The 23,734-nt window shown below is 60.1% G+C and carries 20 protein-coding genes; 6 read left to right on the top strand and 14 right to left on the bottom strand.

Annotated elements, in window-relative coordinates; translation table 11 throughout:
• Positions 1-41 precede the first annotated feature (41 nt).
• The gene (locus CKW20_RS13560; RefSeq protein WP_095053358.1) at positions 42-1,112 is read right to left on the bottom strand and encodes an alkene reductase; all 1,071 of its coding nucleotides are present in this window, start codon (positions 1,110-1,112) and stop codon (positions 42-44) included.
• 102 nt (positions 1,113-1,214) lie between these two features.
• Here CKW20_RS13560 and CKW20_RS13555 point away from each other — a divergent pair, with 102 nt between their 5' ends.
• The 3 genes from CKW20_RS13555 (at position 1,215) to CKW20_RS13545 (ending at position 4,828) form a co-directional block, all read left to right on the top strand.
• Positions 1,215-2,096, top strand: a complete 882-nt coding sequence (locus CKW20_RS13555; protein WP_095053647.1) for a LysR family transcriptional regulator — start codon at positions 1,215-1,217, stop codon at positions 2,094-2,096.
• A gap of 241 nt (positions 2,097-2,337) precedes the next feature.
• Entirely contained in the window at positions 2,338-4,053 is a 1,716-nt protein-coding gene (locus CKW20_RS13550) for an amidase (RefSeq protein WP_095053357.1), read from the top strand.
• Between the two features lie 79 nt (positions 4,054-4,132).
• Positions 4,133-4,828, top strand: a complete 696-nt coding sequence (locus CKW20_RS13545) for a tRNA (adenine(22)-N(1))-methyltransferase TrmK (RefSeq protein ID WP_305883071.1) — start codon at positions 4,133-4,135, stop codon at positions 4,826-4,828.
• Between the two features lie 22 nt (positions 4,829-4,850).
• On the opposite strand, the gene CKW20_RS13540 is transcribed toward CKW20_RS13545, so the two are convergent.
• Positions 4,851-6,134, bottom strand: a complete 1,284-nt coding sequence (locus CKW20_RS13540) for an MFS transporter (RefSeq protein ID WP_095053355.1) — start codon at positions 6,132-6,134, stop codon at positions 4,851-4,853.
• A gap of 135 nt (positions 6,135-6,269) precedes the next feature.
• On the opposite strand from CKW20_RS13540, the gene CKW20_RS13535 reads away from it, so the two are divergent.
• Complete coding sequence (locus tag CKW20_RS13535) at positions 6,270-6,728, top strand: helix-turn-helix domain-containing protein (RefSeq protein WP_095053354.1); 459 nt, start codon at positions 6,270-6,272, stop codon at positions 6,726-6,728.
• Positions 6,729-6,794: 66 nt separating this feature from the next.
• Here the strand turns inward: CKW20_RS13535 and CKW20_RS13530 are convergent, their stop codons facing one another.
• Together CKW20_RS13530 and CKW20_RS13525 are read right to left on the bottom strand one after the other, a co-directional pair.
• Entirely contained in the window at positions 6,795-7,535 is a 741-nt protein-coding gene (locus CKW20_RS13530; RefSeq protein WP_095053353.1) for a Mut7-C RNAse domain-containing protein, read from the bottom strand.
• A 95-nt stretch (positions 7,536-7,630) separates the two neighbouring features.
• A complete protein-coding gene (locus CKW20_RS13525; RefSeq protein WP_095053352.1) occupies positions 7,631-8,110 on the bottom strand; it encodes a VOC family protein in 480 nt (159 codons plus the stop codon).
• Positions 8,111-8,346: 236 nt separating this feature from the next.
• Here CKW20_RS13525 and CKW20_RS13520 point away from each other — a divergent pair, with 236 nt between their 5' ends.
• On the top strand, positions 8,347-8,829 hold the full coding sequence (locus CKW20_RS13520) for a cupin domain-containing protein (RefSeq protein WP_095053351.1): 483 nt from the start codon (positions 8,347-8,349) through the stop codon (positions 8,827-8,829).
• Between the two features lie 381 nt (positions 8,830-9,210).
• Entirely contained in the window at positions 9,211-9,510 is a 300-nt protein-coding gene (locus tag CKW20_RS29865) for a hypothetical protein (RefSeq protein ID WP_095053350.1), read from the top strand.
• 76 nt (positions 9,511-9,586) lie between these two features.
• On the opposite strand, the gene CKW20_RS13510 is transcribed toward CKW20_RS29865, so the two are convergent.
• From CKW20_RS13510 to bcsB, 10 genes are all read right to left on the bottom strand, one after another.
• Positions 9,587-10,651, bottom strand: coding sequence for an alpha/beta fold hydrolase (locus tag CKW20_RS13510; protein WP_095053349.1), 1,065 nt, complete (start codon positions 10,649-10,651; stop codon positions 9,587-9,589).
• Between the two features lie 253 nt (positions 10,652-10,904).
• Positions 10,905-11,423 (bottom strand): isochorismatase family protein, encoded by a 519-nt coding sequence (locus tag CKW20_RS13505; protein ID WP_095053348.1) that lies wholly within the window; start codon positions 11,421-11,423, stop codon positions 10,905-10,907.
• Positions 11,424-11,657: 234 nt separating this feature from the next.
• The gene (locus tag CKW20_RS13500) at positions 11,658-12,218 is read right to left on the bottom strand and encodes a YSC84-related protein (RefSeq protein ID WP_095053347.1); all 561 of its coding nucleotides are present in this window, start codon (positions 12,216-12,218) and stop codon (positions 11,658-11,660) included.
• Positions 12,219-12,446: 228 nt separating this feature from the next.
• Complete coding sequence (locus tag CKW20_RS13495; protein ID WP_095053346.1) at positions 12,447-13,622, bottom strand: cell division protein FtsQ; 1,176 nt, start codon at positions 13,620-13,622, stop codon at positions 12,447-12,449.
• Positions 13,622-15,031: an MBOAT family protein gene (locus CKW20_RS13490; RefSeq protein ID WP_095053345.1), complete on the bottom strand. Its 1,410-nt coding sequence runs from the start codon at positions 15,029-15,031 to the stop codon at positions 13,622-13,624. The genes CKW20_RS13495 and CKW20_RS13490 overlap by 1 nt, the downstream gene beginning before the upstream one ends.
• 17 nt (positions 15,032-15,048) lie before the next feature.
• Positions 15,049-15,717, bottom strand: coding sequence for an alginate O-acetyltransferase AlgF (locus CKW20_RS13485; protein WP_095053344.1), 669 nt, complete (start codon positions 15,715-15,717; stop codon positions 15,049-15,051).
• On the bottom strand, positions 15,714-16,382 hold the full coding sequence (locus CKW20_RS13480; protein WP_095053343.1) for an SGNH/GDSL hydrolase family protein: 669 nt from the start codon (positions 16,380-16,382) through the stop codon (positions 15,714-15,716). Before CKW20_RS13480 ends, CKW20_RS13485 begins: the two co-directional genes overlap by 4 nt.
• A gap of 17 nt (positions 16,383-16,399) precedes the next feature.
• Entirely contained in the window at positions 16,400-20,263 is a 3,864-nt protein-coding gene (locus CKW20_RS13475; RefSeq protein WP_095053342.1) for a cellulose biosynthesis protein BcsC, read from the bottom strand.
• Entirely contained in the window at positions 20,239-21,468 is a 1,230-nt protein-coding gene (gene bcsZ / locus CKW20_RS13470) for a cellulose synthase complex periplasmic endoglucanase BcsZ (protein ID WP_095053341.1), read from the bottom strand. The genes CKW20_RS13475 and bcsZ overlap by 25 nt, the downstream gene beginning before the upstream one ends.
• A 7-nt stretch (positions 21,469-21,475) precedes the next feature.
• Positions 21,476-23,725 (bottom strand): cellulose biosynthesis cyclic di-GMP-binding regulatory protein BcsB, encoded by a 2,250-nt coding sequence (gene bcsB / locus CKW20_RS13465; RefSeq protein WP_095053646.1) that lies wholly within the window; start codon positions 23,723-23,725, stop codon positions 21,476-21,478.
• Positions 23,726-23,734 lie beyond the last annotated feature (9 nt).

The raw sequence follows: 23,734 nt of genomic DNA, 5'->3' as shown, positions 1-23,734 counted from the left end.
ACAGGTTCTGCGCTGAATGGCCTCGGGGAATGGCAGTTTCCTCAGCCGCTTTGAGCCGGGCTCATGGCCGGGTAATCGATGTACCCCTGTGCGCCCGGTGCGTAGAACGTGTCTTTGTCCGGCACATTCAGCTCGGCGCCTGTGCGAAAACGCTCGGGCAGGTCGGGGTTGGCGAGGAATGCGTTGCCAAACACCACCGCGTCGGCCTGGCCCTCAGCAATCAGGGATTGGGCGGCGTTTTTGTTGAGCCCTCCACCGATCAGGTAGCCGCCATCGAACAGGGGGCGCAACAAGGCGTGGTAGTCGACGCTGGCGCCGAACAGGGCAACGTGCAGATAGGCGAGATTCAGCCCGCGCAATTGCTCGACCAGATGCGTGTAGGTTTCTTGCGGGTTGGCATCGACGATGTCGTTGAAATTCATTTCAGGCGAGAGCTTGATGCCGACACGATCACTACCAATCTCCGTCGCTATGGCGTTCAGCACCTCCAGTACGAAGCGAGCACGGTTTTCAACCGATCCACCGTACTGATCCGTGCGCTGATTGCTGCCCGTCGAGAGAAACTGTTCAGGCAGATACCCCGAAGCGGCATGCAACTCGACACCGTCGAAGCCGGCCTCAATGGCCAAGCGTGCGGCCTGACGGTAGCCCTCGATGACCGCGGCAATCTCGACCGCGCTCAGTGCATGTGGGGTGACGAAGTCCTGAAGGCCTGAGGCTGTCCAGGTCTGGCCGGCGGGTTTGATTGCGGAGGGGGCCTGTGGCAGGGCGCCGTCAGGCAACAGCGAAGGGTGCGATATGCGTCCGCAGTGCATCAGCTGCATGAAGATCCGACCGCCGCGAGCATGTACGGCATCGGAAACCTGCTTCCAGGCGGCCACTTGCTCGGCGGTTTCGATACCGGGAGTACGCACATAACCCTTGCCCAGGGCCACAGGAAAAACCCCTTCAGAGATGATCAGCCCGGCACCGGCGCGTTGCGCGTAGTAGGTCGAGACCAGCTCGGTAGGCACCCCGGCGTCATCGGACCGCGAACGCGTCATTGGTGCCATGACCATGCGGTTGGACAGTGTAAGACGACCGATCTGGACTTGAGAAAAAAGCGAATGCATTGCGGTACTCCTCGGTAAACGATGTGGCTATCATTGATCAATCCGAATTCGGGATAAACCCGGTAAAACAGAATTGACTGATCCACTGATGGAGCAATGACATTGGAGTTTCTCAACGACATGGCGTTGTTCGTCGAAGTCGTGAAGGCGCGAAGTTTCCGTCGGGCGGCGGAGGCGATGGGAATGCCGAACTCGACGCTGTCGCGCCGGATAAGTGGCCTCGAGAAGGAAATCGGGCTAAGGCTTTTGCATCGCACCACGCGCAAGATCGAGCTGACCGAAGCGGGGCAGTTGTACTTTGATCGCTGCAAACGCATCGTCGACGAGGCCCGGCTCGCGCACGAGCAGCTCGGCGAAATGCTTGCCCGACCCAGCGGTGTACTGCGGGCTTCGCTCCCGGTGGATTTCGCCACTATCTATCTGGCACCGCTGATCGCGGAGTTTGCCCGGTTGTATCCCGGCATCAACTTCGAGTTTGATCTGACCCCGCGTCAGGTCGATCTGGTGAGTGAGCCGGTCGATGTGGTCATTCGCATGGGCGAACCCGCGAGTTCGAACCTGATCGCCCGTAAGCTCGCCAGCTTTCGCCGCTGTCTTTACGCCTCGCCCCGTTATCTCGAACTGCACGGTGATCCGATTCATCCCTCGGACCTGACACACCACGAATGCCTGCGTATGCGCGGCACGCGCGCCGACCGCTGGATACTCTCTGGCAGTGAAGGGGAAATGGAGGTTGAGGTTGGCGGTCGATTCGAACTCAACAGTGTGGGTATGATTCGACGTCTGGCGACGCTGGATCTGGGTATCGCGTTGCTGGCCGAAGGCATCGTTGCGCAAGACCTCGCCGATGGCACATTGCGCAGAGTCTTGCCGCAGTGGCAGGCTTCACCCGTCTCGGTTTACGCCCTCACCGAGACGCGGCTGCTGCCGGCGAAAACCCAGCGGTTTATCGAGTTTCTGCGTGAACGGCTTCAGGATGCGTAGCGCTCCAGGGCCGTTCATGGAGTGGGCTCTTTCTCTAATCTCATGCAAAATCACGGGTACAACGTACTCACAGCGGCAGATCCTGCATCAAGCGCCCTGAAATAAAGATATTAAGCACGTATTGTGAATAATCGATCGCGCTGATGCAGTGCAACGAGAACCGATATGAAAACCCATTTTGAGATAAGTGATGTCCTTGAACCCAAGAGCCAGTCACCCATCAGCAGCCGACGGTAACAGCATGATCGAAGTCACCGAGGTTTCCATTGCCCAACTGCGTGCTGCGCTCGAATCGGGCCAGACGACGGCGGTTGAATTGGTCCAGGCCTATCTCGCCAGGATCGATGCCTACGACGGCCCCGACACGCCCACCGCCCTCAACGCAGTGGTGGTTCGCAACCCCGATGCGCTCAAGGAAGCGCAGGCGTCTGATGCCCGTCGGGCCAAGGGCCAGACGCTGGGTCCGCTCGATGGCATCCCTTATACGGCCAAAGACAGTTATCTGGTGAAGGGGCTCACTGCAGCCTCTGGAAGTCCCGCTTTCGCGAACCTGATTGCTTATCGCGATGCGTTCACCATCGAACGGCTTCGTGCCGCTGGCGCGATTTTCCTGGGCAAAACCAATATGCCGCCCATGGCTAACGGCGGCATGCAACGCGGGGTCTACGGCCGTGCCGAGAGCCCGTACAACGCTGACTATCTCACCGCCCCCTTCGCATCGGGCTCCTCGAACGGTGCCGGTACTGCAACCGCCGCCAGTTTCGCGGCATTCGGCCTCGCCGAGGAAACCTGGTCGAGCGGCCGGGGGCCTGCCTCGAACAATGGTTTGTGTGCTTATACGCCTTCGCGCGGCGTGATTTCGGTGCGCGGGAACTGGCCGTTGACGCCGACCATGGACGTTGTCGTACCGTTTGCCAGAACGATGGCGGACCTGCTCGAAGTGCTCGACGTAGTAGTGGCGGAAGATCCCGACACACGAGGCGATCTGTGGCGGATGCAACCCTGGGTGCCCATTCCGAGTGTCGCCTCGGTGCGTCCCGCTTTCTATGGGGCGCTTGCCGCGAATACCGATGCCCTCGCCGGAAAACGCTTCGGCGTTCCTCGTATGTACATCAACGCGGACGCCGAGGCGGGCACCAGCGATGCGCCTGGTATCGGTGGTCCGACGGGGCAGCGAATCCACACCCGTCCCTCGGTGATCGGGCTGTGGGAAGAGGCACGCAAGGCACTCGAAGCCTTTGGTGCCGAAGTGATCGAGGTCGATTTCCCGCTGGTCTCCAATTGCGAGGGCGATCGTCCGGGTGCGCCGACGGTGTTTAACCGGGGCCTGGTTTCCAAAGAGTTCCTCCACCATGAGTTGTGGGATCTGACGGCCTGGGCGTTCGACGATTTTCTGCGGGCCAACGGCGATCCAAAACTCAATCGCCTGGTCGATGTGAACGGACCGCTGATTTTCCCGCACGATCCGGGGACGCTGCCCAACCGCGAGGGCGACCTTGCCGCTGGCATGGATGAGTATGTGCGGATGGCCGAACGCGGCATCACCCCTTGGGATCAGATCACCACGGTGCCTGACGGACTACGCGGCCTGGAACAGACGCGCCGAATCGACCTTGAGGACTGGATGGATCGGTTGGGGCTCGATGCGGTGATCTTCCCGACGGTGGCCGACGTTGGGCCGGCGAATGCCGATGTCGATCCGAAGTCTGCGGATATCGCATGGAGTAACGGTGTCTGGGTCGCCAACGGCAATCTCGCCATCCGCCACTTGGGTGTTCCCACGGTCACAGTGCCGATGGGCATCATGCCGGACATCGGCATGCCCGTCGGGCTGACCTTTGCCGGTCGAGCCTATGACGATTCGACACTGCTTCGCTTGGCTTCGGCGTTTGAGTCGACGGGGACGAAGCGATTGATCCCGCCTCGAACCCCACCATTGTCCGGTGGCCAAAAATAGAAACGGCGGGGTTGGGGCTCAGAATCTCGCCCCGACCCGGCCAAAGGTGCTGGACCTTCGTGGTGAAAAGGAATTGCAGTTGAACGAACAGACATTGTCCATGCGCCTGGAACGCGTGGCGGCGCATGTGCCAGCGGGTGCATGCCTGGCCGATATCGGCTCGGATCACGGCTACCTGCCGGTGGCGTTGATGCGCCGTGGCGCCATCGCGGCGGCGGTGGCCGGCGAGGTGGCATTGACGCCGTTTCGCTCGGCCGAACGCACCGTGCGCGAGAACGGCCTGGCTCAGTGGATCACCGTGCGCCTGGCCAGTGGCCTGGCGGCGATCGAGCCGGGAGACGGGATCACAGCGATCAGCATCTGCGGCATGGGCGGCGAGACGATCCGCGACATCCTCGACAGCGGCAAGGCGCGTCTGAGCGGCCAGGAACGCCTGATCCTGCAGCCCAACGGCGGCGAGCAACCCCTGCGTCAATGGCTGATGGAAAATGGCTACCGCATCCTGTGTGAGGAAGTGCTGCGGGAAAACCGTTTCTACTATGAAATCATCGTCGCCGAGCGCGCCGGGCCGGTGATGTACAGCGCCGAGGAGCTGTACTTCGGCCCGCTGCAGATGCAGGCACGCAGCCCGGCGTTCCTGGACAAATGGCAGCGCATGCTGCGCGAGAAGCACAAGACGTTGGCCAACTTCGCCCGGGCGCGGCAGGCCGTGCCCGAGGAGAAGGTGCAAGACATCGCCCGGCAGGCCCGATGGATCACTGAACTGCTGGCTTGAGCCCGGTCCTGATGCCCGGCTTTCATGCTGATCTTCCTTGAGTAGTACTCGAGAAATGACTGGTAAAAAACCACAGCGCCAAAGCTGTAGCACTGAGCAAGGCGCCCAGCAGGCTGACTGCCATCCAGCCCCAGAGCGCATAAACCTGGGTCGCGGCTGCCGCCCCCAGCGCGCTACCGACCGAGTAGAAGCACATGTATGCGCCGACCATGCGACTTTGGGCATCGGGTCGTGCCGCAAAAATGAGGCTCTGGTTGGTGACGTGCACCGCTTGCACCGCGAAGTCGAGCAAAACCACGCCGCAAACCAGCGCGATCAGGGACGTCTCGGCAAAAGTGATGAGCAACCAGGAGAGCGTCAGGAGTCCCAGCGAAATGCCGGTCACTCGTTGTCCCAAACCTTGATCGGCCCAGCGACCGGCTCTTCTGGCAGCAAGGGCTCCGGCGACGCCGGCCAAGCCAAACATGCCGATGGCCGTGTGTGAAAGCGTCAGCGGCGCAGCGCTCAACGGCAGCACCATAGCTGTCCATAGCACGGAAAAGGCGGCAAAGATCAGTAAGGCCAGCAGGCCCCTGATCCGCAAAACCGGTTCGGTCATGAACAGCTTGAACAGCGACCGGATGAGCGCTTGGTAGGTGTGTTGATTGCGTGGTGACACTGCGGCAGGCACCACTTTCCAGAACACCGCCGCGACGGTCAGCATCAATCCTGAGGAAACGAAATAAACAGCGCGCCAGCCCGCTAGATCTGCGATCAGCCCAGAGGTAAACCGTGCCAGCAGAATACCCAGGACAATGCCGCTGGTTACTGTCCCCACTGCCTGCCCACGTTGTGATGGCGTTGCCAGCACGGCGGCATAGGCCACAAGCACCTGCGCGACCACTGCCAGTAAGCCCATCATGATCATGGCTCCCAGCAGGGCCAGCCATTGCTGCGATGCGCCAACGGCCGCCAGCGCAACCGCAGACAGCACCACTTGAGTGATAATCAGCCGTTTGCGGTTCACCCTGTCGCCCAGCGGCACGATGAACAGTAACCCCAGCGCATACCCCACCTGAGTGGCCGTCACCACGACCCCGATCAATCCCGAGGCGACGCCCAGGCTCTGCGCCATTGAGGCCAGCAAGGGTTGGGCAAAGTAAACATTGGCGACTGCAAGTGCACAGGTGACGGAAAACAGTAATGTGAGCGACGGAGAAAGTCCCGCAGACCGGTCGATCCTGCTGCTTTCTCCGGTATCCGTATGCGGCAATCCCGAAGGCTGCCTGGAGAAACCTTGGGTAGTTGAGTCGGCCTCTGCTGTCATGCACGCCTCCATGGCGTTAAACTGGTTTCAATTCAAAACTGGCCTCAATTGTTGCCGAATAAGGTTTCAAATTGCAACCACCTTGATCCAGATTGATCGACAGATTTGGCAATCCTTATCCAGGAGGTAAATACGATGGTCGAAGGTGCTTCACCGCAAAGCAGCGAATGCCCGGTAGCAAGAACACTGGAGGCAATTGGCGATCGCTGGTCGCTCATGATTATCCGCGACGCATTTGACGACATTCGCCGATTCAGCGAATTTCAAAAGAGCTTAGGCGTGGCCAAAAATATTCTGGCATCGCGCCTGAAAACCTTGGTTGAGGTTGGTGTATTCGACGTTCGACCGGCGTCAGATGGAAGCGCCTACAAGGAGTACGTGCTTACGAACAAAGGACGGGAGATCTTTCCAGTTGTGGTGAGCATGAGGCAGTGGGGCGAACGTTTCCTGTTCGAACCGGGAGAGACGCGTTCTGTGCTGTTGGACAACGAATCCAGACAGGCTCTGATGCCGATTGATGTTCGCTCATCAAGCGGTCAAAAAGTTGGACCGTCTGACTGCCACAGAGTGAGACTTGTTGCCGACAAGTCGTGAATCGACAGCAGGCTTATCTCAAGGCCAGTTATCCCAGGCAACGCAGCCGGGCCCCGATGCGCTCGCCTATCGGTCCAGCAGAGGTGCCAACAGTGCACACATGCTGCGCCAGTGCGAACCTTCCCAGTAAACCCGTTGGCAAGCGTCGCAGCGCAGGAAGTGCGAATAGAGGACGCCAATGCGTGGCGGCACCTGCTGTCGGGCCAGTTCCGGGCTGATCTCGTGCAGCGGCAGGTTGCAATGAAGACACAGGCTGAATGGCCGCGCGCTACGCGCCAAGTCGAGGCGCTCGTACAATTCGCGCAGCTGCAGCGACGGTTTCAGGGCATGCACATAACAGCCGTGGCTGATGATCCGCCGCTTGAGCAGTTCGCGGTCGCGGGTTAGCACGATGCGTCCTTGCTGCGCAGCGATCTCGGCGATCTGGCCATCCTCGAAGCCATTGTCGTAGAGGGTGTCGAAGCCGCTCATGCGCAGCAGATTGGCCAGCCCGCCAAGGTGTGCATCAGCGACGAAGCGCAGCACCCGTAAAGGTTGCGCACGAACCTTGAGCAGCGGGCTGATGTCCAGCGCTTCGAACTTGGGATACACCGCCAGCCGGTCACTGTCGAAGATCGCCCGCTCGAAGCCCACCGACTCGCCGTTGAGCAGCACCAGCTCGACCTCGGTGTGCGGTATCCCGAGGGCCTCGATCATGTGCTTGACCGTCGCCCCTCGCGCGCACTCGCAGGTGAAGGACTGCCGCCGCCGTTCGGCCGGCAGGAAATCGTTGAGCTCCTCGTAGAAGCGGAAGGTTGCACTGGTCATGTTGAACAGTATGGCAGGGCTGCAGGATCAGCGAGTCCAGCCCGGCATCTTCTCCGGCAGGCCTCAAACTACTCGCTCTTCAACTTGTCCAACCGCTAACCCTTCAAAGCCGCTTCGATCGCAGCGATGTCGATCTTTTGCATCCCCATCATGGCGTCGAACGCGCGTTTGGCCGCTGCTCGATCAGGATCGGTTATTGCGGCTGTCAGCACGCGTGGTGTGATCTGCCATGACAGTCCCCACTTGTCCTTGCACCAGCCGCATGCACTTTCCTGGCCGCCATTTCCGATAATCGCATTCCAAAAGCGGTCCGTTTCGGCTTGGTCATCGGTCGCAACCTGGAACGAGAAAGCTTCGTTGTGCTTGAACGCTGAACCCCCATTCAGTCCGAGACAAGGGATGCCCATCACCGTGAAGTCGACCGTCAAGACATCGCCCTGTTTGCCCGCCGGATAGTCGCCAGGCGCGCGAAGGATAGCTCCCACAGCGCTGTCCGGAAACGTCTCGGCGTAGAACTTCGCAGCGTCCAGCGCGGTGCCGTCGTACCAGAGACAAATCGTGTTCTTGCTGATCATCCTGGTTCTCCAGAATTGGGACTGATGCGTGCGTTCTAGTAGCGTAGGCAACCGGACAATTTTGGCAACTTGCGTACCTTGGGAGAGCGCGCACGCCGTAGATGGCCGGATGCGTACGCCGACGTCCCTCACGGCTGCGGCTTTAACAACAGGCCACCTTGCTTATGGCCCCAAGGTAGCTTTAATAAATGGTGATCGCGCTGAGCAACATTTGTTCCGTTCGAAAGGAGCAGAAAATGTACAAATTAAGAGTCTTTGTGGCGTCAAGCGCGTTCACACTCGCCGCATTGATGACGTTACCCGTGTCGAGCGCTGAGCAACCGATGGCGGGCCACATATCAGTTCTACCCTCTGATCTGAAATGGTCTGATGCGCCATCGGTCGCGCCTGGCGCCCAAATCGTAGTCATTGAAGGCGACCTGAAAACTGCAAATCCGTTTACCTTTCGGCTCAAGCTACCTGCCAACTCTAAAATAGGTGTCCATACTCACCCGGTAGTGGAACGTGTCACCGTAATTTCCGGCACTTTTCACCTGGGAGTCGGCGACAAATTTGACCCCGCCAAAGCCAGGGCCTACACGCCGGGCGGTATCACGATCATGCCTGTTGGTATGCCGATGTATGTATTCACCCAAGAAGAAACTGTCGTGCAGATTCATGGGACCGGCCCGTGGGGTATCAATTTTCTCAATCCAGCGGATGACCCCAGGAAGAAGTGACCTTATCTACCTGACATTCCGACCATCACGCAGGCGTATGGGGGAGCACACGCGCCAGCCCCTGCGACCAATCTGATTTATTCCCTGACTGCACGCATTGAATGAAATCAATGCTGGTTCTCTTGAGTTCGGTTGCAACCCGAAGCGACCGGAGCTCTTCTACCCAGACTGACTGTCGCTCCCGCAGCTTGGGGCGGTGAGGAGACGTTCCCGGGTGCTCGATGATGGCCGAAAACTGCGGGGCATCGAGAACAATCGCTATTGTCAGGGCCAGCGCAAATCAGTCCGCCAAACGGAGCCAAGGGCCGGCGCAACACCGTCTAATCTGAGTGGTACGCGAGCACAAACATGTCTCACGCCTCTTACTGCAGGGGAAACGGGATGACCGGAACAACAGCGTGCCAATGCTCGTCATGGGTCCTACTCTCCCTGCTAGCCATCAACCTGGTGCTGACAGCGGGATGTTCCGGCAAAGCTGCCACGGCTCGCTATTCGGCCTCAAACATAGGCTCAAGCTGCTATGCAAAAGCGCTACCCACCGCCGGCGAGGGTGGCCTGGCTTGGGGTTCCACCTTGAACATGGCTCGCGAAAAATCCCTGGCTAATTGCATACGTTATGCCGGCCGATCCGGTGGCACGCCGGAAACCTGCCACGTGGTGTTGGCGGAGTGCAAAAATTAGAAAACGGCTCGTTAAATGGAACGAGCCGTTGTTGTGATGGTGCTTATCGGGGAAGTGCACGGATGTCAGACCGGATTCAAAGGTGGTCCGCATCAATCACGGCCTTGGCGAATGCCTGCGGATCTTCCTGCGGCAGGTTGTGGCCGATGCCGCCGCTGATCAGCCGGAACTCGTATTTACCGGTGAAGCGCTTGGCGTAATCCTCGGGGGCAGGGTGCGGCGCGCCGTTGGCATCGCCTTCGAGGGTGATGGTCGGCACGCTAATGGAAGGCGCCGTAGCCAGTTTCTGCTCTAGCGCTTCGTATTGGCTTTCGCCTTGAACCAGCCCCAGGCGCCAGCGGTAGTTGAATACGGTGATGTCGACATGGTCGGGGTTCTCCAGAGCCTTGGCGCTGCGGTCGAAAGTGGCGTCATCGAACGCCCATTTCGGCGACGCCAGTTGCCATATCAACTTGGCGAAGTCGTGGGTGTTTTTCTCGTACCCGGAGCGACCGCGGTCGGTGGCGAAGTAAAACTGATACCACCATTGCAACTCGGCCTTGGGTGGCAGCGGATTTTTGCCGGCCGCCTGGTTACCGATCAGATAGCCGCTGACCGAGACCAGCGCCTTGACCCGGCCTGGCCACAGCGCCGAGACGATGTCGGCCGAACGCGCGCCCCAGTCATAGCCACCGAGCACCGCCTGTTTGATCTTCAGCGCATCCATAAAGTCGATGACGTCACTTGCCAGCGCGGCCGGTTGACCATTGCGAACAGTTTTCCCGGACAGAAAATGCGTATCACCGTAGCCACGCGCATACGGCATCAGCACTCGATAGCCCTTTGCTGCAAGCAATGGCGCGACCTCGTCATAGCTGTGAATGTCGTACGGCCAGCCGTGCAGAAGAATGACTACCGGCCCATCGGCCGGGCCTGTTTCGGCGTACGCCACGTTCAACAGTCCGGCGCTGACATGCTTCAGCGGGCCGAACGGAGAGGGTGCCGCATGAGTGGCGCTGGCGCTGATCGTGTCTGGCGGCACAGCTGCGGTCGTTTGTGCGTGGGCCACACCGAGAGCGCTGAACAGGGTGAGCGCGAGGATCGATGAGCCGACCAGACGGCGGCGAGTTTTGCCGGTTTTGTTCTGCAGTGCCATCTTCATGCTGATGTCTCCGTTGCAAGCCGTTGGCCAGGGGTTCCGGGTGATCCCCTTCAAACCTGGCTTGCATTTGAACGCGGCGACGTATCTGGCGTGTGTCGAATCGCAGGCCATGTGAAAAGCCATGTATCAAGAGGCTAGCCAGACACACTGTGATACACGAGACGCGCGGTCGGGCCTGACACGCGGCTTACCCGGAAACGACGCCGACAGAAGGACAGATCGACCCAGTCTTGAGCCGATCTATCAATGCCGGTTAGAAGTGCCAATTATCAGCGTGAACGACACGACAGAATGGGCCCGCCAGGGTTGCATTGTGATGAGCGACGATATTTTCGGCCTTCAACGCAGGAGTGTCGGTGCAGGTATGCCCATCGGCGATCAGCACTGCATCGAACCCAAGATCTCGTGCGGCGCGGCAGGTGCTGTCGACACAATACTGGGTCTTCATTCCGGCAATAACCACGCCTTGAGATCCACAAGCTTTTAGCCGATCGGCCAGGTCAGTCATGGCGAAAGCGTTGGGGCGGCTTTTTTCGAAGATCACTTCGTCGCCTTGCAGCAGCAGTTCCTGCACCAGTTGCGTCAATGGGCTTCCAGGTTCGATAGGCGAGCCAGGCGGACCTACGTGGCGAGCAAGAAAAACCGGTGCGCCTGCTTTCCGGGCTTTGCTCAACAGGCTATTCAAAGTGTTTAGCAACGTTTCGCCAGCCCATGGTTTATCCGGGCCATGAAACAATCCAACCTGCATATCGAGAATCAACAGTGCGTACATAGTGCTTTTCCTTGCGTTTGGACCAGTGACGCAAGGGCAAAAGAAAAGGCCCTATCCATCACTGGCGGGCCTTTTGAAGTTCGTGCGTTATTGGCTCACGACACCTCTCACGACCCGCCTCGGGCGGTCGTGGTAGTGGTGGTCGAGGCAATGCGTGGCTGATTCATAGAGCTGACAGTATCTGCCCGGCACCTGGTTGGCAAGAGGGCGCATCCATGCGCCAAACGACTAGTCTTAGCGCTTGATCAGGGAAATCTTGGTTCCTTCGATGCTGATCCCGGCCATTAACCCCTGTTGGTCGAAAATGAACGCGTAGGCATCGTCTTTCACTGTCGTGCTGGACATATTCTTCGCCACCCCTTCATCAACCATTACAACGGTGGGGCCTACGCCGATTTCCCAACCCTTGGTTTTACGAACATAGTCCACGGCTTTGTCGGTCATCAGGAAAACCGCATAGCCATACGACTGGGCGCCTGCTTGCAGCCCCCAGGACCCGGTTACGGAGTTGTAATAATTCTCTACTGTCTTGCCCTTCAACAACACGCCTTCGCCATAGCTGCCACCAAACACAAGGCCCGCCTTGATGATTTTCGGGAAGACAAGAATCGCTTTGGCGTTGTGCGAAATGCTTTCAGCAAATGGCGTGGACTTGTAGAGCGTTTGTAACGCTTGCCGAGAATCGACATCCAGATCCTCGGCGGTTGCCGCACCTGCAGTGTTCAGGAAGCTCGCCGATGCCAGTGAGGCTGTCGCAAGGACGATCGATAGGAAGAACCGCATTGACTGAGTCATTTTAGTACTCCAATACGGGAGCATTGGATGTAAGTAGCCGTCAGCACCTGCCCTCGGCAGAAATCCGAGCCTGCTGACATTATCCAGCGCACCCTAAAGTGTGTGAGCTACTGGCTTCGCCCTTGAATGAAGCAGGCCAGAGGCCTTTTATCATTGGCGATGTCATCACTTGCTTTGACCGCTGTGTATGGGCCGGGTTCGTCGTCCGTTTTCGGAAGAGAGCAAGAGCTATTCTTCCGCTTCATAAAGGCTGTCATTCAATAGCGATTGATCCTCTTCGGCGTATGCCGACTGCAGGTCGCGTTCCGGGATTTCCCAGATGATCAATTTTGGCGGTGTTTCCTTGAAGGCCGGGTTGTTGAGGTAGCTGTTTGCGGCGCCGGAGAAAGCGCCCCCATCTTTTGCGAAATTACCCACCGGGGCTCCCAGCGCCTGTTGCAGGAACCCTGCGAAGTTCGAGTTGCGCGAAAATGAGGTTCCGATCAGAGCGGTGTTGGGTAAGTCGGTATCGCCAAAGAGGTCTCCTTCATTGTCAGGGCTGTCGGCCGACACGTCGGGAATTTCGCGGATGCTGGTCTGGGCGATCCATTCGGGTGTGGGTTGCCATTCAAGCGGCAGCCAGTCGATGCCCGCCAGGTGCACCAGATCGCCGGGCCGTATGGCGAGCGGGGCGTGACTTTCGTTGAACGATCGGCGTGGTGTTGCGGTGATGCCCAGGGTTTTCAGGTGCTGCGCGATAGCTTCGGCTGCAGCCTTGGCGCCGGATTCACTCCAGTGCGTATCGGTACGCAAATAGGCTTGGGGTCCTAGTGGCGCCAGTGCACCGGTCAGGTCCAGATTCGCCAGCCTGGCCACATTGAGCTTCGCCGTCCAGGACTGGATGCGTTCTTCGAAAGACGCCGGGCGATGCAGTGAGCAACGTTGTGCAGAAGCGATGCGGCTCTTGTCTGGAACGATGACCACCAGCAAGCTGATGTGTCGTTGAGAGAGCTGTTCTTTCAGATCGATCACGGCCTGCAGCTTGGCATCGGCATTACGTTGCGCTTGATGATTGACCTTTAGCTCATCGGCCAGAAACAACCAGTCAGTGCATCCTGAACGAACCCTGGGCCCCGTGTCGTTGAGCAGGAGCCAACTGGCACCGCGTTCCAGCTTGGCGAACGTGGTGGGGAAGGCAGCTTTCGACAGCTCCTTGGCGATTTGATGAGTGATAGCTCCGTCAAGAATCTGCGTCGCCGATAATTTCGGTGGCAGCGGCTCTATTTGCCCTGACCCGATCAGCCAGCCAGAGGACAGCAGCCCGACGAACAGGAATATCAGCAGCGATGCGCCTGCCAATGGATTGGTGCGTGCGACCGGATCGTCAGGTTGAGCAAGCGTAATGGTGTGCTCTGGCGTCTTCATCAGAATTGAAAGTACAGAAAGGGTACGGTTTCGCGACTGGCGGTCAGGGCGAACGACAGCATGAAACCGACAATGGGCCAAAGGGCGGCGGGGTAGAGCGCTATGCCGACCCGGTGTTTTTCAGCGTAAGGGCGTAGCAGCGGTGCGACGATACCTAGCACACCCAACACGCCCGCGAGGCCATGTACCGGACGCAAGGTCGCGGACAGTTCCTCACTGAGGGCGATGCCCTGCAGCCCGAACTGTCCGGCATACAGGCTCAGTGCACTGTGAAAGTCGGGGGCGCGGAACAGTGTCCATGCCAGGCAGACAAACAGCAGTGTCAGCCCATGGGAAAGCACGGGCGGTACAGGGGGCAGGGAGGAGCGGTTCCACGCACGATCGACACACAACGCAATGCCATGGGCGCAGCCCCACAGTAGATAATTCCAATTGTCACCACCGTGCCAGAGGCCGGCGATAGCCATGATCAGGAACAGGTTGCGATAGGTTTTCCAGGGGCCGTTGCGATTGCCACCCAGCGGGATATACAGATAGTCACGCAACCAACTGGACAACGACATGTGCCAGCGGCGCCAGAAATCCTGGATGCTGTTGGCCAGATAAGGGTGGTTGAAGTTCTCCGGAAAGTGGAAGCCCAGCATCAGTCCCAGACCAATGGCCATGGAGCTGTAGCCGGCGAAGTCAAAGAACAGTTGCAGGGAGTAGGCCAGGCAGCCCAGCCAGGCGTCAGAAAAACTGGGGTTCTGCACACTGAACGCCACGTCGACCACGGGCGACAGGGTGTCGGCCACCAGGACCTTCATACACATCCCGAGCATGAACCGGCGTGCACCCAGCGAAAAATTTTGCAGGTTGAAGGAACGCCGATGCAACTCGCGCCGGACCCAGTCATAACGAATGATAGGGCCGGCGACCGAATGGCCGAACATCGAAATATAGGTCGCGTAATGGATGAAGCTGCGCTCGACCGGCACGGTGCGACGATGCACATCCACCAGGTAGGAAATCGCCTGCAGCACGACAAACGACAATCCGGCCGGCATGATCACCCGTTGCCAGGACAGGGGCGCGGCTCCGGACCAGACCATCGCTTCGTTCAATGTGCCGGCGACAATGTTGGCGTACTTGTACCAGCAGAGCATTGCTGTGTTGAGCACGATCAGGGCCACAAGTATTCGCACACGGCCTTTGCTCTCCTGCCGCCAGGCATCAATCAATAAGCCACCCACCCATGCGGTGATCGTCAGCATCACATGCACAGCGAGGAATCGTGGGCTCAGCCAGCCATAAAACAGCCAACTGCCGATCAGCAGCGTGACATTACGCCAGGCTGCCGGGGACAAGGCATAGGCGCACAGGAACAGCGGCAGGAACAACGTCAAAAATTCGAGAGAGGCAAAAACCATGGGGTGACGCCATCCGATCAGTGGGCCAGGACGTCAGTCGCGAGCAACAGGTACGGGCCATTTGCGCCAGGCAACAGCACGACGCTGTAGCGCTCGCCGGCCTTGAGCTGACCGAGATCAAGCGGTGCACCTACCTCGGTTTGGGCGCACACCAACTGAACCGAAAGGCTGACCGGGTTAATCGCGCGGCGTTGCACACTGGCGCTGGCCACATCCTTGAACAATTCAGCATTCACCCGCGAAGCGCGCAACCCGGCCCGGGGGCAAGCAGCATCGGCGTTGATAAACGCCAATGAGGCTCTCAAGCTATTGAAATCTTCGGGCTGCTCGCGGATGACGACAGGACGCATGCCCTCAGCGCTGTCCGGCAATGCAATCACGGTCGCGAATTCTCCGGCCAGGACCTGGATGTCCAGCGGCTGGCTTTTGCCGCCGCGTTCCAGGGTGCCCTTGATCGGCTTGCTGGCGGGGACCGAGAGGTAATCGGACACGGCATTGCGGCCTTCGAGCCGCAGATTTGCCCGAGAATTCTCGGCCAGTATTTGCAATGGTTGGTCGGCGGCGTTGATGAAGCGCAGGAACGCCGAGTCCTGGTCCGGCCCCGTCGGGTACAGAGCAATCTCAGCGCCCTGGGCCTGCAGGCTCAGCAGCAAGGACAGGGCAGCGGCCAGCTTTGTTCGAGTCATTTTCCGGCTCCTTTGCTGGCGAGGCTGGCGGCGGGCAGTTTGGCCAATGCAGTGCCGATGGCGGTGCCCCAGGATTGATAACCGGCAACGGTGAAGTGCTGCCCATCGGTGGTCACCCATTGCCCGGGTTTGGAGAACGCCAGCGAATCGATGTAGGTGCAAGGCGCAACATTGGCGGCCAGAAATTGGGACATCAAATGGGTGCGTAGATCATTTTTCTGGTACATGCCGCCCGCTTTGCCCCAGGCCGGGCCTACCCAGGCACAACGCGTGCCGGTGGCAGCGATAGCCTTGGCCAGGCCGGTGATGCTTTGCCAGGCCCAGGCTTTCGGAAATACCGGTTTGTCATAGGACGCCATGGTGTCACCGATGACCAATACCACGAGGTCCGGTTTGTCGGCCGCGATCAGGTCCTGGATCGGTGTGGTACTCGCCTCGCGGCCCTTGATCACTATTTTGTCATTGCCTTTGCGCTCGGCACCGCAGTCGACCTTCTTGCTGATCAGCCAGTCGGACGCGCTGGCACCACAGGCGCCAATGGAATGAACGAGCGCGCCTTGACGAGTCAGGTTGTCGTGCAAGGGCTCCAGCAAATGATCCGCAAGGCTCATATGACTCTCCCCAAGAACAAGCAGAGTGAGGCCGGCGAGGGCAGAAGTGGGCATCGAAAGCTCCAGAATGATCAGTTGGAATAAGGTGAGGTGTAGGGGCTGACCGGCAAGCTCATGGGGCCGCTGATATCCTCGAAAAGGTAGCGCAACGACAAGGCACCGCTGACTTGCTGGTAATCGCGGGCGTTGTCCAGGCCCAGGTTGGCGCCCAGCAGGAAGTTCGAAGCGACCTTGTATTCAGCCGCCGCGGCAACGCTGTAGCCGATCCCGGTTTTGTTTTGCCCTTCGTAGCGCAGGCCCGAGGCCGCTTGCATGGCTTTGTCGTTGGGGAAATAGTCGGCGCTGTCCTGCTCGAAATGCTGCACGCCGACCGAGCCCTTGACTTGATACGTCAAGCGCCCGGTGCGTTGTGCCCAGGTCACCGGAATGCCCAGGGCGAAGAACGTCTGCGGGCTGAAATAGCCGCCATGGCCGTAGGTGAAAAAGTCCTGATTGTTGGCGTAGCTGATGCCGGTCATGCTCAGGCCGACGGTCAGCTTGCTGTCCGTTGCATTTTGCAGGTACCAGTAGACACCGCTGCCCAGTTCACTGCGGTTGTTGGACTGGACATGGTTGCCCAGCAGTTGGTGCCAGGAGGCGTAGCCATAGACGCCGACTTCGTTGTCGTCATAGCTCAACTGAGCACGCCCGCCGTTGGCGCTCACGCCGCCCCAGGACTGCCCGCTGCGTTTGTCCGTGGTGCCGGCAAACGAGGTGACGCTATCAGTCACCGGACGCCGGGAAACGCTCACGCCGTAACGGACATTAGAGGTATCGCTTACCGGACGATCAATGCTGATGCCGCCGGTGGCTGTGGTGTATTTGAAGCCGAGCGGGGTGGTGCCGAGATCGGCTTTGAGCCCATCCGCGGGCCGTTGAATGGCGACAGAAAGGCCGACACCCTCGGCTTTTTGCGATCCGACGCCGTCGCTCCGTGCACCGCTACCGAAACGCTGAAGTGCCTCGCCGCTGGCACTGCCGGCGTTCAGCGAGACCGGCGTCACGCGCAGGGCAACGCGGCTTTCATCCAGCGGAATATTGATTTCCAGCGGTGTTTCAATATCGGTCAGTTTGCTCAACCCCGACTCACTGTCGTTGCTGCGAATGCTCACGCCCTGGGTGACGTAGGCACTGCGCTCCTGAAGGATTTTATTCAGCGCCAGTTGCGCGGGGCTGATGTCCTCGCTCACCAGTGCTGCGCGCGGCAGCTGCGACTCGAATGCATTGCTCGCCTGCTGCGGCCTTGGCGGGGCGTCGATGCCAAAAGGGGTCTGAGACCTCACGCTGCCCGGCATCTCCTGAACCGGTGGCGGGATCGCTGCCAGCAAGGTGTCGCGACTGACCTCGCTACGTGGACCCGACACACCGGCAAAAGGGTTGGGCGCCACCGTCGAACCGGCCAGTTGGCCGCCCTGGCTTCTGCGTTTCTCGCTCTGTTCAATGGCCACCGCTTTGCGCAGCAGATCGGTCGCCGTGCCGGTCTTGCCCATGTTCTGATAGAGGCGGGCGGCCTCTGTCAGCGTTTGAGGGTTGCCGGATTCAGTCTTGAGCAGCTGTTGCAGTGCCTGTTCGGCAAAGGCAGTGTCATGTGCCAACACCGCCGCGTCGGCGGCACCCAACAGCAGTTGCGGGTCGTTTGGCTGACGTTGTAACAGCGGTTTGTAGAGTTCGAGGGCTTTTGCCGTGTCGCCGTTGGCCGAGTACATCCGCGCCAGCGCCGCGACGGCAGCGCTGTCACCGGGACGTTGCGCCAGTGCGGGCGCTAGCGTGTCATAAGCGCTGGCCAGATTGCCTCGTTCACGCAGCTGGTCAGCCTGGCGGATGCGATAGAGATAGAGCAGGTCGTCGAAACGCTTGCGGGCCGGGGCGTTCAAGGGCCTGTTCTGAAGGTCGCGCAGAATCTCGTTGACCTGTGCGTCTTCTCCGGTTTTAAGCAGGACAGCGGCGTATTGCAGGATGAAGTCCGCCGAGGGCGCCGTGGTGTTCTGCAGCTGACCGCGCATGAGGGCCAGTGCACGGGTCGGCTCGCCGATGTCGACATAGGCCGAGGCCAGGCTCGCCGTGCGGTCCGGACTGTTGTTGGCCATCGGCTGAATACGATCGAGCAAGGTCAGGGCTTCCTGGCGCTGTCCGCGCTTGCCCAACTCGATCGCCTGGCTGAGTTGCAGGTTGAGGCTGACATCCGCGGCCAGCGCTTCCATGTCCGGGGTGCGCTGGTCGGGGCGCAAGCGCCCCAACGTTGTCTGGGCGGCTTTCCACTCACCCATCTGGACCGACAGCAAGGCGCTGACGTAAAGCGCATCGGCATTGTCGGGGTGGGCCTGGAGCATGGTGTTGATCAGGTCCCGAGCCTTTTGCGGTTCGCCCATCGCCAGGTTCAGGCGGGCCAGGGCGAAACGTGTCCAGACGTTGTCCGGTTCGTAGCGCAGCGCGTCTTGCAAGGCGTTGCGTGCAGCGGGCAGGTCGTTGCGTTGTTCGGCGAGGGCGGCCAGTTGCGTCGCGCGCAAGGCTTGCAGGCGCGCGGACTGGCCGATCTTTGCCTGTCCGGTGGCGGGCAGGCTGTTGATCAGTTGCAGGGCTTCATCATTCTTGCCGCTCTTGAGCAGCACATTGACCAGCCCTTCCAGTGCTTGAGGGGCGTCGCGGCGCAGGTTCAAAATCTGCCGATAGTTGCGCTGAGCGTCATCGAACTGGCCCGCGCTGGCCTGGATATCCGCCAGGGCGAGGCGAGCGTCGACCCCGTTCGGATTCAGCCGCAGGGCCTGGTTTACCAAGACTTGTGCCTGGGCTGTCTGGCCTTTGGCCTGGGCGTCGCGGGCCTGCTGCAACGCCGACCAGTAGCGCACTTCGTTCAACGCAACTTGCCAGTGGCTGCCGTCGTGTTGTCGCGTGGCCTGATTCAAGAGCTTTTCCGCTTCGGCCAGTCGGTGTTGCTGCTGGCGAACAACCCCAAGGCCGCCCAGCGCGTCAGCATCATCGGGCCGGGTTTTCAAGCGAGCTTGAAAAGCCTGTTCGGCGGTGGCCTGATCGCCTTCTTTGAGCGCCTTCAGACCGCGCGCGACTTCGGCGGGCGGTTGCCATTCGTTGCTGGCCGTCGTTGCCACCTGTTGCTTGCCCTTGTTCATCTGCGCCCGGATTTCCACGTCATCCGGATGCGTCTTGAGGTACGCCTCGAACAACGGCACTTGTGTCGGATTGGGCGGACCGATCCAGGTCAGCGCCAGGCGCCAGCTTTCGTCGGCATCACCGGCAATGTCGGCACGCTGGGTCAGCGCGGCCAGGGCGCGGATGCCCTCGGCACGGCTGTCTTCTCGGCGGACCAGATGCTTGGCGTAAAACAGCGCGACGATCGAGTCGTTGGGCATTTCCCGCTGCAAGCGCTGAAACCCGCTGCGTGCTTCGGGCCAGTCAGCCTGATTGAACGCCAGGTTGTTGTAATACTCTCGGCCGATCACGCCTTGAGGGGGATTACCCCCAAATAACCCACGAAACACGGCGGTTGCCTTGTCGCGCTCGCCGGCATCGACAAGGCGGCGGGCTTCTTCCAGGCGTTGCTGGTTTAGCGGTTGTGCCAGGGCGATGTCCTGTGCCAGTTGCAGTGCCTGGCGGGGCACTGGCTGGAGTGCCTGCAGGCGGGCGAGGTATTGCTGCGCTTGCTGGGGCTTTTGCTGCTGCACACCGATCAGGCCCAGACCATACAGCGCATCGATCTGGGTGGGGTCCAGTTGCAGGACTTTGAGCCAGACTTCCGTCGCGCGTTGAGGGTTTTTGTGCAACTGCCAGTACTGTCCCTGCCCGATGAGTAATGTCTGAGGCGTCGGGCTTTGCGCGTGGACAGCCGAGGCTGTCAACGCGCTCATCACGGCGATGGTTAGCGTGCGGTGATGCGCGTGCATGCGGTCTCCCAGGAGAGTTTCAGTGTTCCGTCTTCCCGGAATCGATAGTGTTTATCTGCCCAGCCGAACGCGAACAGGCTGAGCATGAAGTTGTAGTAGCGAGGCGGGCCTGCACTGGCATCGGGTCTGGCCAAGGCCTCGCGCAAGTCTTGCTCGGCGCGCTGGCGCAGTACGAGGGCGACGTCGGATTGGCCCTTGGCATGAAAGTAAGGAATCAGTGCCGCGCTGAATCCGAAAGGGCTCTGACCCTGAACACTGCCTTGCAGAACCTGAACGGTTTCCGGCGGCCGACCAGTCGCGGCAGTGAGGCGGGCCATGCCATCGAGCTGTTTCAACAGGGGCGCCGCCAGCGGTTCCCTGACGTCGCTCATGCCCAGCCAGAGGTAGACGCGAATGGCGTCGTAACTCCCCGTCTCACCTTTGATCGGGTCGCTGACGAAGCCGCCGGTTTGGGCTGAGGTGCCCTGATAACCGACCCAGTCAGCCACGAAGCCGTGGGGGCTTGATTGGCTGATCATCGTCGCCGTGTTATGGGCAATGGCTGGCCAAGGGCCGGAAGGTACTTCCTTGGCCAACCGCCGCAACACGGGAAGTGGCAGGTAACTGGGGTTCAGCCGCCAGAGCGGACCGGGCTGGATGAAGCCTTCTGGCCCGGGCAGTAGCATCGGGCCCAGCCCGGGCAGATCAACGACCAGCTGCGCTTCGATGGTTGCCATGAGCCGCAGAGCGTCCTGGCGATAGTCCGGCCGATGCCACAGGCGTGCGGCTTCGAGCAGGGCGTAGGCGAACCACAGGTCGGCGTCGGAGGCGGAGTGGCTGTCTTGCAAGCGCCATTGACCGTCTGCGCCTTGCCCCCATAACCAGCCCGGCAGGCGTGTACCAATGGCGGACCCGGCGAGGTTTGCGGCGGTCCAGCGCCACACTTTGTCGAAGCGTTGCGGGTCATTGCCGATAAGGGCGAAGAGCATGCCGTAGGATTGACCTTCCGACGTACTGTGGTTGTTCTCCAGGCTGGACTCCAGCACCCGGCCATCGGCCTGGACGAAGCGCGATGCATAGGCGTGCCATAGCGGCCATGCCGGCTCCCCGCAAGGGGGGCGGGCCGCCATCGCGGGCGTCACCAGCGCCAGTGCCAGCAAAACGCTCAATCCGCGCAGGTACTGACGAAGTGACCTGTCCCGACAGTCCATGGCCGACGGCGGCATGCGCGGCTTACTGACCAAGACGACGTTTGGCCCGCATGCGCAGGGACAGGTAGGCCAGCGAGACCAGCAACAGGACCCCGGTCAGCGTGAACAGTACGAGTGCCCATACGTTTTGCGAGAGGTACCACTGTACAAAGCGAAACGGACCCAAGCGCCCGACGTAGTAATCCTGTTCGGCGACCAACGACTCAACGTGCTTGCCCTTGATCGCCACCAGACTGCCTTGCAGTGTGTGGCCGTTCGCGTCGCTGCTGAGCAAGGCATCCGTCACCTCGGCAAGACCACTGGGCCGCGCACTGGCGATGAACACCACGCTGCGTCCGCTCTTGAGCGGTGATTCGAATCCGGTCAGATAAGAACTGCCGTCCTCAGCGGAGAACCTGAGGCTGTTACGCGCCTTGCGCAGATTGCTTTGCGTATCCGGGCTGACCCAGTTGCGTACGCGCAAGGGCAGGTCCGACAGCTCGACGTATTGTTCATCGCCTTCAGTCCTGGCCGGCAGCAGGCTCTGCCATTGCTTGAGCAGGGGTTGGTTATTGCCTGAGGCGAGAACCAGCAAATCCCGATCACGTTGCTCGGCCAACTGGTCGGCATGGACCACTTTCAGGCCGGTGGCCGGGTAGCCGGTGGAATCGCCAAAGCGACCGAGCAGGGTCAGGTAGGCGCTGAGGTCGGCCGGGCCCGGGTCATTGGGCAGGATCACCGAGGTTTCAGAAAGATCGGCCATGCGCGTGAACGGAAAACCACTGTCCTTGAACACACCAAGATTGGGCATGGCCATGAAGTGGTCGTAATGGCTGACGTCCAGCGTTGAGTCCGGGTCAATCGCACCGCGCATGTTGTCGATGATGATGTCGCGGCAGTCGCCCTGCTTGATGTAGTCATACATAAAGCGAAATTGCAGGCGCGATTGCAGGGCTACCGAGTTGAGCGGCAACAGCATGCGCGATGTGCGGGCCAGGCTGTCGTCGGTTTTGAGCATCGCCAGCAGGCTGTCGCTGTTGCCGAGCTTCTCGATGGAAGGCAAGTCGATCGACTTGATGAACGTGTCGTTGAAGCTGACCAGCAACGAGGAGTTGGTAGCAACCGGTTGGGGCGTATAGCGGTACTTCAAATCCAGTTGCGCGCCGGGCTCACGCCAGTTGAACAGGTCTGGTGGCAAACGCAGGGCCACCGTCATTTGCCCAGGGTTGTAACCCGACACGTTGAGCTCGGCAGCTTTGGCCAGTTCACCCAGGCGTACCGGGCGATCAGAGGGCAACCAGTTGGGCGCATCATAGGGCTGGCGTGGCTTGATCGCGTCGATGCGATCAATCGCCACACTTTGCCCCGAAAAGGCCGAGCCGCCGAGTGCCAGCGCAGTGGCGGCGATTTTCAGATCAGCGCCATCACGCCCGGAAACGATCAGCAGCTTGCCTTGAGGGTCATTCGGGTTACTCACCATCGTCAATCGCGGGCCGGTGACCTCTTTGATTTTGAGGCCACTCAACGTCGCTGCTTCGCTGCTGCTGACAAACACCACGGCGTTGCCAGTAGTCGGCAGCTGGGTGAGATTGACCGGAAAAGTCGCGCCACGGTAGCTGGCCAGGGCGCCGAACCAGGAAGACAAAATACCGGCGGCCTCCAGCTCGGAGGTGTCAGGACGTGAGATGAACACGAAGGGCAGCTTCAAGGGCAAGGCGTCTCGTGGATCGAACAAGGGCAGCGGCAACGCGGAAAGATCGTTGGGCTGCGGCACCGAGGACACCTGGAGACTCAACTGGCTGGCGTTATCGATCCTGGCCCACAGACTGGAGTGCAACGGGTCTTCGCATTGCATCGTGTAGTGACCGATGAACTGCAGGCTGAGCCGGTTGAACTCGGTAATCATCTGCGGCGGGATCTGCACGGTCCGGGTCTGCAACCCGCCGGCGTCTTCCTTGGGCAGGGGCAGGCTGGCGGCCACTTGATCGTTAACCAATACGTTGATCTGCGAAAGGTCGGCCAGCAGTGCCGGTGAGTAGCTGTACTGCAGCGTGACCTGCGCCGCCGTCACGACTTCATCGGCACGCACATCGAAGTTCACACTGTCCGTTGCCTCCACACCTTTGAGGGTCATCGAATAGTTCTTTCCTAGTTCCTTGAGCGTGCGCGTGTAGCTGTTGGTCGGCGCATCGGTCAGCGGCGACGGTGCGATCGTCGCCGTTGTGGCACTGGGTTGGGCGGCAACACTCAAGGCCACAGCACTCCCGCCCAATAGTGTGCAGGCGATAAACAGGAATGAGCG

Source organism: Pseudomonas sp. Irchel s3b2, assembly GCF_900187445.1.
GTDB lineage: Bacteria > Pseudomonadota > Gammaproteobacteria > Pseudomonadales > Pseudomonadaceae > Aquipseudomonas.
This window is presented reverse-complemented; position numbering and strand designations above follow the sequence as displayed.